Raw genomic sequence first — 14925 nt, 5'->3', positions numbered from 1 at the left:
ACGGGCCCGCTCGTAACGCGGCCCGCGTGTCTCCATCCGGGAGTTCCTCGTCGCCGGCTGCGGCAACATACGGCGAGCGTCATCGTGGCTCTGCGTCCACTCGACCGGCCTGCGCTCTGTTCTGAATCGCCGCCCAAACCTCGCAGCCCGGTTCAGAATGTCTGCCAGTCCGATGTGCCGGCAGCGGTGGCAGCCAGAACTTTGCTCCCGCCCCCGGACGGCTCAGCCACCACGGCGACCTTTCTCGTTGTTGCCGGAGAGGACGTGAGGCGGTTCCGGGAGACGGTTTGCGAGGCCTTCTGCAGCTTCGTCGCCGGAGATGAAGTCGATTCGTTGCCATTGAACCTGAAAAAGGCCACCGCTTTGCGTAGGCTCTCCGCCTGCTGCGCCATCGTCTGCGCGGCTGCCGAAGCCTCCTCGACGAGCGCGGCGTTCTGCTGCGTGACCTGGTCCATCTGGTTGACCGCCTGATTCACCTGCTCGATACCGGTGCTTTGCTCGCTCGATGCCGACGAGATTTCGCCCACGACGTCCGTCACGCGCTTCACCGATTGCACGACTTCCTTGATTGCGCCGCCTGCTTCTTCGACGAGCCTCGAGCCTGCTTCCACCCGGTGAACAGAGTCGGAAATCAGTTCCTTGATTTCCTTCGCAGCAGTCGCACTGCGCTGCGCGAGCGTGCGAACCTCGCCCGCTACGACGGCGAAGCCGCGCCCTTGCTCTCCAGCGCGCGCCGCCTCGACTGCTGCATTCAGTGCGAGGATGTTGGTCTGAAAGGCGATGCCCTCGATGACACCGATAATCTCGGACATTCGCGTCGAACTCGTGGAGATGTCGCGCATCGTCTCGACGACGCGACCAACGATCTCGCCGCCGCGCTGCGCCACACCCGAGGCTGTACCCGCGAGCGTGGCAGCCTGCGTTGCATTGTCCGTGTTGTGGCGGACCGCCGCGGTCAGTTGCTCCATGCTCGACGCGGTTTCTTCGAGCGACGCGGCCTGTTCTTCGGTGCGGCTCGACAGCTCGAGATTGCCTTGTGCGATCTGCGCGCTCGCAGTCGCGACACCTTCAGCGTTTTCACGCACCTCCGACACGACCCGCATCAGGGCCTCGCACATGGACTTCAGCGATGCCATGAGGCTGTTTGTGTCGCCGGCGCGCAGGTCGATGCTCACGTTCAGGTCACCCGCGGCCACGCTTCTGGCCACGGCGGCGGCGGTTGCAGGCTCGGTACCCAGTTGCCGGGTGACGCTACGCATCATCCAGATGCCGATACCGAGGCCGATCGAGACGGACATCGCCACGAGGACAAGCATCAGATTGCGGCCTTCGCCGTACACGGCGTCGTTGGATTCCGCCGTCCTTTGCGCGTCGCCCTGTTTCAGGGTAACCAGATTGCCCATCAGGACGAGCGTCCTGAAACCCTTGTTGTGGTACTCACCCAGCATGTATTCAGTCAAGCCATCCCGGTCCTGTAACGCGGCAGAATTGATCTTGCCTTTCATTTCGTTGAAGGCCTGGATGTAGTCCTGCCAGCCCTGATCAAGCTCGCCGAAGGTCGCCTTCCCCTTGTCGGTATAGACGAGCGGTTCTGCCTGGTTCAGGTGATCACGCGCCTGGGCCAGTGCCTTGTCGGCCTGGTCCAGCGAGCCAGCCCGCTGCCCGGCCGTTGTGGCCAGAACCGCATTGCGCAGATAAGTTCCGACTCGCAGTACGTCCGCGTTAGCCTGCTGGATCAGGTTCAGTCCAACAAGATCCTCTCGATACGTCTTGTCTGCATTTGCGCTGATTTGCGCCATGTTGCGCAGACCGATCCCGCTAACCGCAGCGCTGATCGCCGAAACCAGGATGAAAGCGCTGATCAGTTTGGTGCCGAGCTTCATGTTGCTGAAATTCATGATTCACTTTGGTGAGAATGAAAGAACCAGAATGCTTAAGCGAGTTCGTGCCCAGCTCGACGCGGTATCAACGTCGAAAAGTCCGGCAACGGTGTTTCGACTCAACGAACAAGCGCAAACGCCTGGCGTCCGTGACGCCTGACACCGGTGCACTGCCACACGAACACCGGAAGCAGCACGGGACATATCTGGGTTATCGGCGGCATTATTTATTTCTTCATACAAATTGTTCATCTGCCGGCGAGATTTTTATTACATCGCTGCACGGTCCTTACGGGCGCGTCCTGGGAGTCCGAAAACGTTTCCAGCAACACAGCTGTCATAGACTTGCCATCGATTTCATTACACAAATCTTTCATTATTGCCCGATGCAATTGCCGAAACATTTATCCTTAAGACGTTTTCCAGGGTTTGGGTATTGACGCTGCACGCGCCATTCTTCTTGCCGTCCGGCTGCCGGCATTCCAGGTGCTCGTTTTTCCAGGAGAACTCTCGCGGCGTGCGGGGTCGGTGGCAGCAGCGAGTCGACAACGTCCACCTCGACGGCCACTCCTTCGAGCATCGGCGGCACCGTAGCAGTCGGCGACGCGCTAGCAGGTGCGAACGTCACGCTGATCGATTCGACGGGCAAGAGCGTCACGGCAACGAGCGACGCAGGTGGCAACGACTCGATGCCCCTCACGAAGTACAGTCGACCACTGGTTTCCTGAAGCAGAGGTGCGTGGGTGCCCCGTAAGCGGCATCCACGCTTTTTCCCGGCATGCTCCACGCCGGATCGCCTATCAGCTAGCCGAGCCCATCGCCGATTGCTGATAGTTTTCCAGGCCGATCTTGTCGATCAACCCGAGCTGGATTTCCAGCCAGTCGATGTGATCCTCGGTGTCGTCCAGGATCTCGACGAAAATCTCCCTTGAGACAAAGTCCCGAACGGATTCGCAGTAAGCAATGGCTTCCTTGCACTGTGCCTGCGCAGTGCGTTCGAGCGTGAGATCGCACTCGAGCACTTCGCGAACGTCCTCGCCGATCAGGAGTTTGCCAAGGTCCTGCAGATTGGGCAGGCCATCGAGCATGAGTATCCGCTCGATCAGTTTGTCCGCATGCTTCATCTCCTCGATCGACTCGTCGTATTCGTGTTTGCCGAGTCCTGCGAGACCCCAGTGTCCGTAAAGTCGTGCGTGCAAAAAGTACTGATTGATCGCCGTCAGCTCGTTCTTCAGTTCCGCATTGAGATATTCGATGACTTTCGGATCTGCTTGCATGACTCCCTCCGGGGCGCTGTGTCGGCACTATTACAACGAGCATAGACAGCTGACGCGCGCAGCGCACGAACGAGAGCATCGACGAGAAGAATTCAGCGTTTTACCGGCTCGATTTACGCAGAGGAATGACGCTTTAAACCGTCCATTGGCGTGTGTTGTTTGCGAACCACCGGATCAGCGCTGTGAAAGTTCCGGCCTGCGATCGTGCCAGCGGATCGGGTATGATCGCCGCAAAATCGATCTATGTTTGTATTCGTTACGACTGAGTTCCATGGAAACAGATATGTCGACGTCAGAGCCGGCCCGTGCAGGCTCCGCGCTTGAAGTCCTGCGAGTCTTTCTGAAGCTGGGCCTGACGTCCTTTGGCGGTCCCATCGCCCATATCGGCTACTTCCGTCGCGAGTTCGTCGAGCGGCGTCGCTGGCTCGACGACGCAACCTTCACGGATCTGCTCGGTCTCTGCCAGTTTCTCCCCGGTCCCGCCAGTAGTCAGACCGGATTTTCGATCGGTCTGCTGCGCGCCGGCTGGCGAGGCGGCCTGGCAGCCTGGTGCGGCTTCACGTTGCCATCCGTTGCACTCCTGATCGCCTTTGCCATCGTCGCGCCTGAACTCGGCGGCCCCGTGGGGAACGGGCTGATTCACGGACTGAAACTCGTCGCCGTTGCCGTCGTCGCGCAAGCCGTATGGGACATGGCGCGCCGCCTGTGCCCCGACCACCGCCGCGCCGGCATTGCACTCATTGCGGTCGTGCTTCTCGCTGTCATGACGACGGCGTATGCACAGTTGATCGTCATCGTGCTCGGCGCGGCGCTCGGTATCGTGCTGTGCCGATCCACGACTTCGGAAACCATCGCCGGCACGCGTCAGCACACGCAGGAGTTTCGCGTGTCGCGTACCGCCGGTCTGGTCGCGCTCGTCCTCTTTTGCGCCCTGCTTTTCGGGCTTCCGGCGCTTGCCGCATTCGACACGACGCATACTGTCCGCGTGTTCGACGCCTTCTACCGCTCGGGCGCCCTCGTGTTCGGCGGCGGTCACGTGGTGCTGCCGTTGCTGCAGCGTGAGACCGTGGCGACGGGATGGGTCTCGCCGAACGACTTTCTTGCCGGCTATGGAGCCGCCCAAGCGGTGCCCGGTCCGCTCTTCACGTTCGCGGCTTTCCTTGGATGGATCATGAGCGGCCCATCCAGTCATGCGCTCGGCGCCTTCGTGGCACTAGCAGGCATCTTTTTACCAGGCCTGCTTCTCGTGCTCGCCGCGCTGCCTTATTGGCAAGCGCTTCGCGCCCATCCCTCCATGGCGGCCATGCTGGCGGGCGTGAATGCAGCCGTGGTCGGGCTGCTCGCCATGGCGCTCTATTCGCCGGTGTGGACGAGCGCCGTCCAGTCACGGGTCGACTTTGCGGTCGCGGTCATCGGTTTCTTTTTGCTCACGCGCTGGAAGGTGCCGCCGCTCGTTGTCGTCGTGTTTTTGGCGGCGGCCGGCGTGGCCGAGATGCTTGTTCGTTGATGGCGAAGCTCACCCTCGCCAGGCTTGAAGAAACCTGAGCCAGGCCGTTGCGCCGGGATCGGCGTGACCGATACTGCGTTCCTGCACCCACGCCGCGCGTCCCTTCTTCGACTGCAACGCGGCCGTGGCGAGCACCTGTCGCTCCGCCGTGTCGATCATCGCGTCGAGGAGCGTGCGCTCGTCGGCGCCCAATTCGAACGCTTCTAGCGTATCGAGACTCGGCACGAGTGCATCGAGCACCGTCTTGTCGCCGAGCTGCGACTTGCCCCGCTCGGCTATGCGCGCGGCCACCGCGCGACCCATCGCGAGCGCTTCGGGCCGGCCCGCTGCATGGCTGCCCGTCACGGTCTTCGCCGCAGCGAGCAGCCCGCCGCCCACGAGCGCGCCGAACGTCGAAGGGTTCGCCGTCGAAAACGCCTTGCCCGTGGCGATCAGCACGTCGCCCAGCGCAGCGTCGGGCGGCAGCTTCGCAATGGCATCGGCTGCCGCGAGCGAGCCCGCCTTCACGGTGACGCCCAGGTCGCCGTCGCCGAGCGCGGCGTCGAGTTCGCGCAGTTCCTCCGCGCTGGCGGGCATCGCGTTCAACGCATCGATGAGCCGCGCCCGGACTTCGCTGACCGAAAGACTCATCGCGCACCTCCCTCGTCCACGCGCCAGCCTTCGCGCCAGAACGGCGAGCGCACCGGCGCATCGAGCAGCGTGTCGAGTTCCTCGTCGAGTTGCATCACGGAGATCGAGGCGCCCGCCATTTCGAGGCTCGTCACGTACTCGCCTACATAAGCACGCGCCACGCGCAGCCCGGCGGCGGCAACGGCCTGCGCGGCGCGCCGGTACAGCAGATACAGTTCTTCGAGCGGCGTCGCGCCGAGCCCGTTGACGAGCAGCGCCACGCTCGCCCCCGCCTTGGCCTGCAAGTCGCCGATTATCGCGCCCGCAAGCCGTTCGGCGATGGCATCCGCGCTCTCCAGTTTGCCGCGGTGCGTGCCCGGCTCGCCATGAATGCCGATGCCGATCTCCATTTCGCCATCGGGCAGCGTGAACGTGGGCTTGCCTGCCGCCGGCAGGATCGTCGGCGAAAGGCCCACGCCCATCGTGCGCGTCGCGCCGTTCGCCTTCGCGGCAATGCGCGCGACTTCGTCGAGCGTGTCGCCGCGTTCGGCCGCCGCGCCCGCGCACTTGAAGCCGAACACCATGCCCGCTACACCGCGGCGATCAGAAGCCCGCTCGGGCGGCGCGGAAGCGACATCGTCGGCAACGAGCACGGTGCGCGTCTCGATGCCGTCCGCGTCGGCCAGGTCCGCGGCGAGATCGAAGTTGAGGACGTCGCCGCCGTAGTTGCCGTACAGGTAGAGCACGCCCGCGCCGCCGTGCACCGCCTTGGTGGCCTCGTAGATCTGCTCCGACGATGGCGACGAAAACACGTTGCCCACTGCCACGCCGCTCGCGAGCCCCTTGCCCACGTAGCCGAGAAAGCCCGGCAGGTGCCCGGAGCCGCCGCCCGTCACGATGCCGACCTTGCCCGCGTTCGGCGCGTCGGCACGCACGAGCGCGCGGCGGTCGGCCGTGACCGGCTTGAGCCAGCCCGGATGGGCGAGCAGCAAGGCGTCGATCATCTCGTCGACAAATTGATCAGGATGATTAATGATCTTTTTCACGTGTCGCGTCTCCAGTAATGGGTGGCGTTCGCACCACCGCTCACGTTGACTTCTCCGTTCAAAGCTTGCGCCGTTGGCTCAGCGCGTCGAGCAAGACGGCCGCGAGAATCACGCCGCCCTGGATGAACTGCGTCCAGAACGGATTGACGCCGAGCAGCGAGAGCCCGACATTGATCACGCCGATCAGCACCACGCCAATGAACGTGCCGACGATCGAGCCGCGCCCGCCCGCGAGCGAGGTGCCGCCGATCACGACGCCTGCGATCACCTGCAGCTCGAGCCCGTTGGCCGCCGACGGCAACGCCGAATTGAGCCGCCCCGCGAGGACGATGCCCGCGATGGCAGCGGTCACGCCCGCTAACATGTAGGTAAGAAAGATCACGCGGCTCACCGGAATGCCCGCGAGCCGCGCCGCTTCCTTGTTGCCCCCCACGGCGAACACCTGGTGGCCGAATTCGGTCTTGCGCAGCAACACGTGGCCAATGACGAATACGGCCAGCATCACGAGCATCGGCGCGGGCAGGCCCGCAAACGTCTTCGCGCCGAACGCGGTAAACACGGCGGGGAAGTCGAATTTCGTGCGCCCGTCCGAAATCGCGAGCGTAAGGCCGCGCCCCATTGCCATCATCGCGAGCGTGACGATGAACGGCACGAGCCGCAGCCACGCAATGCCAAAGCCGTTGAGCGCGCCCACCGCCGCGCCGGTGACGAGCGCGATCACGAGCCCTGCTACGCCGAGCCCGACCGCGTCCGGGCTCGCGCCGGCCATGACAGTCGCGGCCACCATGCCGCTCAGCGCGACGAGCGAGCCCACGGAAAGGTCGATGCCCGAGGTGATGATCACAAACGTGCCGCCCACGGCCGCGATGCCGACCACGGACACCTGCACCATGATGTTGGTGAGCGTGCTCGTGGTGAGAAATTCGGGCGACGCCAGCGAGAGCGCGATACAGATCAGCACGAGCGCCGCAATGAGCGGCCCGAGGCCGCTGCGCAGCTGGCGCAGCACGCGCTGTTGCAGGGTTGGGGTTTCTTCACGCGGTCGAACCGTGGTGGACGTCATGCTGCAACTCCGGTGGTAGCCCATTGAATGATCGTCTCCGAGCTCGCGTGCTCACGCGCGACTTCGCCGACGATGCTGCCGCGATACATCACGAGCACGCGGTCCGACATGCCGAGCAGTTCGGGCAGTTCGGAGCTCACGAGCACGACGGCCGCGCCCGCGCGCGCCATCGCGACGATATGTGCATAGATCTCGGTCTTCGCGCCGACGTCGATGCCGCGCGTGGGCTCGTCGAGCAGGATCACAGCCGGCGACGTCGCGCTCGCGCGCCCGAGAATCACCTTCTGCTGATTGCCGCCCGAAAGGTTGCCGGTGAGCGACGTGACCGAAGGCGCGCGCACCGCGAAGCGCTCGACCGCCTCGCGCGCGAGGCGGCGCTTTCTCGCCGCGCTCACGAAGCCGCCGCGCACCAGCGCCCGCAGGCTCGAAAGCGCGACGTTTTCTTCGATGCTCGCGTCGAGCACGAGCCCTTCGAGCTTGCGGTCCTCGGCGGTGTAGACAATGCCCGCGCGCATGCCTTGCGCGGGCGAGCGCAGCGCGAGCCTGCGCCCGCGCAGCCGCAGTTCGCCACGGGTAAGCGGGAGCGCGCCGCAAAGCGTCTTCAAAAGCTCGGTGCGCCCCGCGCCCGCAATGCCACCGATGCCCACGATCTCGCCCGCGCGAATGCTGAAACTCGCGTCGCGCAGCACGGGCTCGCTCGCCACGTTGTGCGCTTCCAGCACGACGTCGCCATAGGGCCGCGCCTCCCACGGATAGAACGAGTCGAGATTGCGCGCGACCATTGCCTGAACGAGCGCCGGTTCGTTCCACTCCGGCATGGGCCGCGCGCCGACCGTCGCGCCGTCGCGCATCACCACGGCCGAATCGGCCAGTTCGAACACTTCTTCGAGATGGTGCGAAATGAAGATGATGCCCATGCCCGCCGCCCGCAGTCGCCGCACGACGGCGTAGAGATGCTCGATGTCGTGATGCTGGAGCGCGGCCGTGGGCTCGTCCATCACGAGAATGCGGGCGTCGCGCGCGAGCGCCTTGGCGACCTCCACGAGTTGGCGCTTGTTGAGCGGCAGATCACCGAGGCGCATGGCGGGTGGCACGCCTTCCAGTCCGACCTGGGACAGCGCCTCGCGCGCCATGGCGTTGGCGCTGCGATGATCGACGAGGCCATAGCGCCGCGGCATGCGGCCAAGAAAGAGGTTTTCGGCCACCGTCATGTCGTTGACGAGCGAAAGCTCCTGATAGATCACGGCCACGCCCGCGTCGATTGCGGCCTGGGTGCCGCGCGCGAGTCGTACGCCGTCGATCTCGATCGTGCCTTCGTCCGGCTCGTAAGCCCCGGAGAGCGTCTTGATGAGCGACGACTTGCCCGCGCCATTCTCGCCGACGATCGCCATCACGTGCCCCGCATGCAGCTCGAGGCTCACGCCTCGCAGCGCCTTCACGCCGGGAAAGCTCTTCACGATGCCGTTCATGCGCAACAGCGGCGGCGCGTCTGTGCTGCCGCCCGCGCTGTTGTTCGCCTGCTGCGATACGTCCATTGCCGAACCTGATTCGCGTTTCATCCGTTCATCCCTGGCGCCGGCGCACGCGTCACGCGCGGCCGGCGCTTAAGACCGCCCGTTACTGCTTGACTTCGAGCGCCCACAGACCGTATTGCTTCACGCCGTCCGAATCGATATTCGACTTGTCGATCAGATAGGTCGGCCACGCGTAATTCGAGGGCACGTCCTTCTTCGCCTCGTAGTCGGTAATGAACGTCATCGCCTTGGCGGACATGCCGATCGGGTTCTGCGAGATCGTCGCGTCCTGCTTGCCCGCACGGATCGCAGACAGCGCCTGCGCCGTGCCGTCCGCGCCGATCACCATGATGTGGCCGGGGTCGCCGAGCGGCTTGTAGCGGCCCGCATTGTCGATGGCTTTTTCCGCGCCCACGGTGTTGTCGTCGTTGGCGCCGAATACCGCATCGATCTGCGGGTACTTCTGGAGAATGCTCGTCATCGCGTTGAGCGACTTCTCCTGGTCGAAGCCACCTTCCTGACGCGCGACGACCTTGATGTCGGGATACTTCGCGATCTCTTCCGAGAAGCCCTTCTCCCGATCGGTCGCCGCCGTGGTGCCGATGAGGCCGATCAGATCGACCACGTTGCCCTTGGGCGAGCCATAACGCTTGCTCAACTGGTCGGCGATCCACTTTGCGCCGGTGGCGCCGAGCGCTACGTTATCCGAAGCAACGAACGAGGTCACCTTGCCGCCGTCCGAGCCGCGGTCGAGCATGAACACCGGGACGTTCATCGAATTGGCCTTCTCGACCGCCGGGATGATCGCCTTCGAATCGATCGGGTTGAGCACGATCGCCTGCACGCCCTGACTCAGCAGATTGAGCGTGTCGTTGACCTGCTGCTGCGCGTCGCCGTTCGCGTTCGTTTGCACGAGATCGAAGCCCTGCTTATCCGCGCCGCGCTCCACACCATTCTTCAAGCCGACGAAGAACGCGTTATTGAGCGTGGCGATCGAAAAGCCTACCTTGATCTTCGTGACTGCCGGCGCCGCGGCAGCGGCCTGCGCCGGTGCACTCGCAGCGGCGGCGTCGGACGCAGCCGCGCTGGTCGAAGGCGACTCGCTCTTCGAGCAGCCTGCCAGCATTGCCGCCGCGGCGAACATCGTCACGCCGGCCGTAGCTCCCATGCGCGCGCTGCGCGCCACCCAACTGTCGAACCCTGCTGAACTCCACGCCATCACCGTCTCCTGTCTTTGATCTGCTGGTTTTTGACTGACCTGCGAACCGCCAACCGACTGCGTAATCGTTTGTACCGCGTGTGTTTTGCAATGCAACGACTGCCTGGACGCGCGCGAGCGCGTATTACTTGCGCGGGCCGTAGCCCTTGAACTTCTCGATGACTTCCTCCATTTGCGCGTCGGAAAGCAGCGGCGGCTCGCCGAGTTGGCAGGCCAGCAAATATTGCTTTGCGAGCACCTCCACTTCGTTCGCCAGCCACAACGCCCGTGCGAGATCGCGCCCGAGCGCGATGACGCCGTGATGCGCGAGCAGGCACGCGAGCCGCTCGTGCAGCGCTTCGAGCGCGTGATCGGAGAGCGCCTGGCTGCCGAAAGTCGCGTACGGCGCGCAGCGAATCGAATTGCCGCCCGCCGCGGCCACCATGTAGTGATGCGCGGGTATGCCGCGACTGTGAATTGCGAGCGCCGTCGCGGCTTGTGAATGCGTATGGACCACGGCGTTCACGTCGGCGCGCGCGCGCAAGATGTCGCGATGAAAACGCCACTCCGACGAAGGGCGTTGCGCTTCAAAGAGCGGATCGTCGTCGCGCACGTCGAGCGGCATCCAGACGATGCGCTCGCGCGTGAGCGCGGCGCTCGGCACGCCGCTCGGGGTAACCAGAAGTCCGTCATGCCAGCGCGCGCTCACGTTGCCCGAGGTGCCCTGATTGATGCCGAGACTCTCCATTTCGCGCGCGGTATCGACGATCTGCTGGCGCATTTCGGTTTCCGCCCGCACATCGCGCGCACGTTCCGCCGTTTCGCCCGCACGACGCCCTTCGCTCGCGCCGCTCACGCCGCGGCTCCGTTAGCGAAGAGTGCGGCAAGGCTCTCCTCGAACGGCGCGCGCACGATGCCGCGCTCCGTCACGATGCCGGTCACGAGTGTATGGGGCGTGACATCGAACGCGGGGTTGCGCACCTGAATGCCTTCAGGCGCGGTGCGCTGTCCCGCGAGATGCGTCACTTCCGCCGCTCCGCGCTCCTCGATCACGATGTCCGCGCCGCTGGAGGTGCGCAGATCCAGCGTGGACGAAGGACACGCCACATAAAACGGAATGCCGAAATGCTTCGCCGCGATCGCCACGCCGAGCGTGCCGATCTTGTTCGCGACGTCGCCGTTCGCGGCCACGCGATCGGTGCCGACGATCACGAGATCGATGAGCCCCTGGGCCATCAGGGTCGGCGCCATACTGTCGGTGATCAGCGTGACGTCGAGCCCCGCTTGCTGCAGTTCGTAAGCGGTGAGCCGCGCGCCTTGCAGGAGCGGCCGCGTCTCGTCTGCGTAGACGCGAAACGCGACGCCGTCGCGGTGCGCGCAATAGAGGGGCGCAGTCGCCGTGCCGATACCCGCCGTGGCCAGTGCACCGGCATTGCAGTGCGTGAGCACGCCGCTGCCGGGTGCGATGAGCGCACGTCCGGCTTCGCCGATCCGCGCGCACAATTCGATATCTTCTTGATGAATGCGCTTAGCCTCGGCAACGAGCGCTTCATAAAGCGCGGCGCCCGTCGCACTGGACTCGGCGCGTGCGCGCGAGAGCATCCGCTCCAGCGCCCAGCGCAAATTCACAGCAGTGGGCCGCGCGCTGTCCAGAAACGCGGCGTGCGCTTCGAGACGCGCGAGGAACGTATCGCGCGGATCGGTTGGCTCGTGCCGCATCGCCACACACAGGCCATAGGCGGCCGCCACACCGATCGCAGGCGCGCCGCGAACGCGCAGCTCGTGTATCGCGCGCCAGACCGCCTCGACACTGCCCACGGCTTCGACCACACATTCGCGCGGCAAACGCGTCTGGTCGAGCAGATAAAGGGTGCCGTCGCGCCACTCGATGGTGGGCGGAAGACTCGATTGTTGCGCCTGCAACGTCATACGTTCTCCGTCGATGCCGGTTGTCCGGGCTCTGCCGCTCATACGGCAGCCTGTGTTCGATTACGCCGGTTCGATGAGCACCTGAGCGGCCAGCGCGGTAACCGCCTCGATCGACGCCAGCTCGCGCCGCCCGACCAGCAGCGCTTCGGCGAGCTTCAGACAGCGCACTTCCACGCGCGCGCGCACCGTATCGTCCTCGATACTCGTAATTTCCGCCACCTTCGCCATGCCGACGATGCGGCGGATCATCTTGCAGCCCGCAAAGCCGAGCGTATCGGCGAAGAGGCGTTTGATGAAATCGTCGCGGAAGGCCTCCGCCGCACGCGTGCCCGCCGGCCCGCCAATGTACGCGTGGCCGGTCTCGCGCTCGTGCAGCCGCCAGATCTGCGCGAACTTCTTCGCGAAGGCGTTCCACACAGCCTCGACCTGTTCGAGCAGCCAGCCCTGGTAGGCGGCCGGGTCGCGCCCCGTCTCGCGGTCGTGCCAGTCGCGCGCGTAATACGCGAGCAGCAGGTTCGCAATGAACGCGCCCGTGTCGAAGCCCATCGGCCCATAGAACGCGAACTCGGGATCGATCACATACGTCTCATGCTCGTTCGCCATGATCGAGCCGGTATGCAGGTCGCCGTGCACGAGCGTTTCCGCATGGTTCATAAAGGCCCACTTCATCTCGCCTGCCGCGAGCCTCAGCGGCTCGTGCGTGCGCAGCCGTTCGATTGCAGCAACCGGCAGCGCGGGGCTGTAGACATTCGAGGGATGATCTTCGAACGGAAACGTGAAGACGAGTTCCTCGGTGATCTTGCACAATTCCGTGTTGATGTCGCCGCCGACGGCCGCTTTCTTGGCACCCGGCGCCAGATAGAGATCGGACCCGTGAAAGAGCGTGCGGGCCAGAAACGTGGAAATGTGATCGGCGAGCCGCGGATATACGATGCCGTCTATCAGCCCCCCGCGCAGCACGCGATGCGAATCGAGCCGCTGCATCACCATCAGGAACTTCTCGCTATCCGCGTGAAAGACGCTCGGCACGTGCTCGGGGCACAACGCGCCGAAGCGGCGCAACGCCGCCACTTCGCGCTCCATGCGCTCGCGCGGCAAGGGCCACGCTTCGCCAACCAGCCGCAGGTACGGCGGCGCCTGCTTCACCACGACGCTCAAGCGCGGGTCGCGCGTGCTGCTCACGAAGTAGACGTAGTTCAGATTGCCATCGCCCACTTCGACGACCTGCAATTCCCTGTCGTCGCCAAGCCTTGCACAAACGGCCGGAATGCCCAGCAGATACTCGGTCAATTCGGCAGAGCTGAAAGCTTCGAAGTGCATACGTTCTTCCTGTCCGGAAATGGGCCGCTGGCCCGCCTAACGTCGCTTGCGCACGAGATCGAACTTGAAAATGCTGGCGTTGTAGTAGTCGTTGCTGTAGCAGACCGCGCGGCCGGTCTCGTCGAAATCCACTTCGTCGATCAGCAGGAACATGCCGATGTTCTCCTGCAATTCCGGCAAATCCCGCGGGGTGAGAACGGTCGGCTGGATCGAACTATGGGTGTGGGAGAGCCGAACGCCCGCGCGCTCCAGCGTGCCGAACAGCGACTCGCCCAGCTCCTGCCCTTCGAGCAGCGCCTTGGGCACGATGTCGATGCAGTAAGCGGCGATTGCATCGTCGGCGCGCCGCACGCGCTCGAAGCGCATGCAGGGATCGCCTTCGGCGATGCCGAGCTTTTGCGCGAGGCTGCCGGAAGCCGCGATCGTCCTCACCTGCAGACGGCTCGTGGAAGGCACCGCACCGACACTGCGTATCATGTCCGTCACAGACATCAGATCATCCAGACCGCCTTGCAGCTTGAGCGTGATTTGTCTGACGAAGGTCCCCTTGCCGTGCACGCGGGTGAGCAGACCGTGGGAAATCATCTGCGCGACCGCCTCCCGCAGGCTCGAGCGGCCCACGCCCAACAGCTCGCAAAGTTCGGGCTCCGGTGGGATTTGATCGCCCGGCTTGAGCGAGCGCTCGCGGATCATTTCCAGCAGCGAATCCTGGATTCGCTCGCACATCGACTGATCGACGCTCAGGCGCATGGCTTCCGCAAGATTGCGTGGGTTGGCGACATTGGGCTCCAATCTACATCAGACGTCTGATGTTATGGGCTCGTGGTTTTCCCTTTCATGCGGCGCAACACGACGAGAAGTGTGGGCGCGCTGCGCTATTTGACGCTCACCGAAAGCGGCACCGACTCGAGCAGATCCTCGATCCCGAGCCACAAGATCTGCAGGCCGATGCACAGCAGCACAAACGCAAGCAAGCGCATGAGCACTTCGGTCCCGACCGGTCCGAGCCGCTTGCCGACATGCCCCGCGAAGCGCACACACAGATAGATGCAGCCGCAAAGAACGACCAGGGCGAGCAGCACGCCGACGACATTGACGAGTTGCACGTGACCGCGGGGCCGACCCGTACCAAGCGCAATCGCGACCGCAATCGACCCCGGTCCGACAGTGACCGGCAGCGTGAGCGGATAAAACGCCATGGCGCGCAGCGTCGCCTGGCGCGCCGAAGCAGTGGGCGCCTGCGATTGTGCCGCCTCGGAGCCAGCGGGCGATTTGTGCAGCAGATTCCAGCCGGCAAATGCGATGACCAGCCCGCCCGCAACCCGCAACACGGGTATCGATATGCCGAAGAACGAGAGCACATAGGCGCCCATGAGCAGCGCCCCGAGCAGAATGAACAGGCTGTTGATGGCAATGATCCGCGCGAGAAATGCGCGTTCGCCGGCCGTCGCATGCGGCAGCATGCTCAGCACGATGAACCCCGCCGCGGGCGGATTGATCACGGGAAAGAGTCCCGCGAAGACGAGCAGGAAGGTGTCGGAGAGTTGATTGAGCATCCCTGTTCCCCCTTGGCATGACGGAG

General features: G+C 64.3%; 13 protein-coding genes. 1 reads left to right on the top strand and 12 read right to left on the bottom strand.

The window, feature by feature from the left end; translation table 11 throughout:
• Positions 1–152 precede the first annotated feature (152 nt).
• The gene (locus AB4Y36_RS23465; RefSeq protein ID WP_368684230.1) at positions 153–1898 is read right to left on the bottom strand and encodes a methyl-accepting chemotaxis protein; all 1746 of its coding nucleotides are present in this window, start codon (positions 1896–1898) and stop codon (positions 153–155) included.
• 782 nt (positions 1899–2680) lie between these two features.
• Positions 2681–3157 carry a bacterioferritin gene (gene bfr / locus AB4Y36_RS23460; RefSeq protein WP_368684229.1) on the bottom strand — a complete coding sequence of 159 codons (477 nt, stop codon included), beginning with the start codon at positions 3155–3157 and terminating at the stop codon, positions 2681–2683.
• Between the two features lie 271 nt (positions 3158–3428).
• Between bfr and chrA the strand changes: the two genes are divergently transcribed.
• Complete coding sequence (gene chrA / locus AB4Y36_RS23455) at positions 3429–4664, top strand: chromate efflux transporter (RefSeq protein WP_368684228.1); 1236 nt, start codon at positions 3429–3431, stop codon at positions 4662–4664.
• 9 nt (positions 4665–4673) lie between these two features.
• Here chrA and AB4Y36_RS23450 read toward each other — a convergent pair whose 3' ends face one another.
• The 10 genes from AB4Y36_RS23450 to AB4Y36_RS23405 all read right to left on the bottom strand — a co-directional run bounded on the left by AB4Y36_RS23450 (position 4674) and on the right by AB4Y36_RS23405 (position 14899).
• The gene (locus tag AB4Y36_RS23450) at positions 4674–5294 is read right to left on the bottom strand and encodes a DAK2 domain-containing protein (protein ID WP_368684227.1); all 621 of its coding nucleotides are present in this window, start codon (positions 5292–5294) and stop codon (positions 4674–4676) included.
• Positions 5291–6319, bottom strand: a complete 1029-nt coding sequence (locus AB4Y36_RS23445; RefSeq protein ID WP_368684226.1) for a dihydroxyacetone kinase subunit DhaK — start codon at positions 6317–6319, stop codon at positions 5291–5293. Before AB4Y36_RS23445 ends, AB4Y36_RS23450 begins: the two co-directional genes overlap by 4 nt.
• A gap of 58 nt (positions 6320–6377) precedes the next feature.
• Positions 6378–7382 (bottom strand): ABC transporter permease, encoded by a 1005-nt coding sequence (locus AB4Y36_RS23440; protein WP_368606503.1) that lies wholly within the window; start codon positions 7380–7382, stop codon positions 6378–6380.
• Positions 7379–8917, bottom strand: coding sequence for a sugar ABC transporter ATP-binding protein (locus AB4Y36_RS23435; RefSeq protein ID WP_368606517.1), 1539 nt, complete (start codon positions 8915–8917; stop codon positions 7379–7381). Before AB4Y36_RS23435 ends, AB4Y36_RS23440 begins: the two co-directional genes overlap by 4 nt.
• A gap of 82 nt (positions 8918–8999) precedes the next feature.
• Positions 9000–10115, bottom strand: a complete 1116-nt coding sequence (locus AB4Y36_RS23430) for a sugar ABC transporter substrate-binding protein (RefSeq protein ID WP_368684225.1) — start codon at positions 10113–10115, stop codon at positions 9000–9002.
• A 124-nt stretch (positions 10116–10239) separates the two neighbouring features.
• Positions 10240–10875, bottom strand: a complete 636-nt coding sequence (locus AB4Y36_RS23425; protein ID WP_368684250.1) for a class II aldolase/adducin family protein — start codon at positions 10873–10875, stop codon at positions 10240–10242.
• Between the two features lie 71 nt (positions 10876–10946).
• Positions 10947–12023, bottom strand: a complete 1077-nt coding sequence (mtnA, locus tag AB4Y36_RS23420; RefSeq protein ID WP_368684224.1) for an S-methyl-5-thioribose-1-phosphate isomerase — start codon at positions 12021–12023, stop codon at positions 10947–10949.
• 60 nt (positions 12024–12083) lie between these two features.
• Positions 12084–13343 carry an S-methyl-5-thioribose kinase gene (gene mtnK / locus AB4Y36_RS23415; RefSeq protein WP_368684223.1) on the bottom strand — a complete coding sequence of 420 codons (1260 nt, stop codon included), beginning with the start codon at positions 13341–13343 and terminating at the stop codon, positions 12084–12086.
• Between the two features lie 36 nt (positions 13344–13379).
• The gene (locus AB4Y36_RS23410) at positions 13380–14135 is read right to left on the bottom strand and encodes a GntR family transcriptional regulator (RefSeq protein ID WP_342946117.1); all 756 of its coding nucleotides are present in this window, start codon (positions 14133–14135) and stop codon (positions 13380–13382) included.
• A gap of 83 nt (positions 14136–14218) precedes the next feature.
• Entirely contained in the window at positions 14219–14899 is a 681-nt protein-coding gene (locus AB4Y36_RS23405; RefSeq protein WP_368684222.1) for a MarC family protein, read from the bottom strand.
• Positions 14900–14925 lie beyond the last annotated feature (26 nt).

The organism is Paraburkholderia sp. BR10936 (assembly GCF_040965735.1).
GTDB lineage: Bacteria > Pseudomonadota > Gammaproteobacteria > Burkholderiales > Burkholderiaceae > Paraburkholderia > Paraburkholderia nodosa_A.
Note: the sequence above shows the minus strand (reverse complement) of the source record. Positions and strands in the feature narration are given on the sequence as shown.

What these genes read in the sequence shown, in the direction of transcription:
- AB4Y36_RS23430 (WP_368684225.1), bottom strand. Translation starts at nt 10,115, where the DNA reads ATGGCGTGGAGTTCAGCAGGGTTCGACAGTTGGGTGGCGCGCAGCGCG.
- AB4Y36_RS23435 (WP_368606517.1), bottom strand. Translation starts at nt 8,917, where the DNA reads ATGGACGTATCGCAGCAGGCGAACAACAGCGCGGGCGGCAGCACAGAC.
- AB4Y36_RS23440 (WP_368606503.1), bottom strand. Translation starts at nt 7,382, where the DNA reads ATGACGTCCACCACGGTTCGACCGCGTGAAGAAACCCCAACCCTGCAA.
- AB4Y36_RS23425 (WP_368684250.1), bottom strand. Translation starts at nt 10,875, where the DNA reads ATGCGCCAGCAGATCGTCGATACCGCGCGCGAAATGGAGAGTCTCGGC.
- chrA (WP_368684228.1), top strand. Translation starts at nt 3,429, where the DNA reads ATGGAAACAGATATGTCGACGTCAGAGCCGGCCCGTGCAGGCTCCGCG.
- bfr (WP_368684229.1), bottom strand. Translation starts at nt 3,157, where the DNA reads ATGCAAGCAGATCCGAAAGTCATCGAATATCTCAATGCGGAACTGAAG.
- mtnK (WP_368684223.1), bottom strand. Translation starts at nt 13,343, where the DNA reads ATGCACTTCGAAGCTTTCAGCTCTGCCGAATTGACCGAGTATCTGCTG.
- AB4Y36_RS23465 (WP_368684230.1), bottom strand. Translation starts at nt 1,898, where the DNA reads ATGAATTTCAGCAACATGAAGCTCGGCACCAAACTGATCAGCGCTTTC.
- AB4Y36_RS23450 (WP_368684227.1), bottom strand. Translation starts at nt 5,294, where the DNA reads ATGAGTCTTTCGGTCAGCGAAGTCCGGGCGCGGCTCATCGATGCGTTG.
- mtnA (WP_368684224.1), bottom strand. Translation starts at nt 12,023, where the DNA reads ATGACGTTGCAGGCGCAACAATCGAGTCTTCCGCCCACCATCGAGTGG.
- AB4Y36_RS23405 (WP_368684222.1), bottom strand. Translation starts at nt 14,899, where the DNA reads ATGCTCAATCAACTCTCCGACACCTTCCTGCTCGTCTTCGCGGGACTC.